Annotated in this window: 1 protein-coding gene; it reads right to left on the bottom strand. The window is 54.1% G+C overall.

Features of this window, described 5'->3' with window-relative positions:
• A partial coding sequence (locus AOA59_RS32280; protein ID WP_158235199.1) for an immunoglobulin-like domain-containing protein occupies positions 1–314 on the bottom strand: 314 nt, incomplete at both ends.

Genomic DNA, 314 nt, shown 5'->3' with positions numbered 1-314 from the left:
TCTGCACTCAGCGAAACCGTGGTGTTGTCGATCGAATCAGTGATGGCTGTTTCAGCTGCCTTCGGATCGGTAACCAGGTTCTCGAAGTTACCGCCTTCGGTTTTGGCGATGGTGGTGCTGACAGTCGAACCGTTGTTATAGACGTCGTTGGCTGGAGTGTTAAACACGGTCGAGCCGACAGTTTCACCGGCCTTGATCGTGATGGTCTGGCCGTTCGAAAGCGTCACGGTAACGTCTGTTTGCGCTTTGTTGGTCAAGGTCGCGGTGTAAGTGATGTCGCCGCCTTCAACTACAGTGGCGTTGTCAGCACTCAG

This window comes from Pseudomonas sp. 2822-15 (assembly GCF_002742515.1).
In the GTDB taxonomy this organism is placed as follows: Bacteria; Pseudomonadota; Gammaproteobacteria; order Pseudomonadales; family Pseudomonadaceae; genus Aquipseudomonas; species Aquipseudomonas salomonii.
Note: the sequence above shows the minus strand (reverse complement) of the source record. Positions and strands in the feature narration are given on the sequence as shown.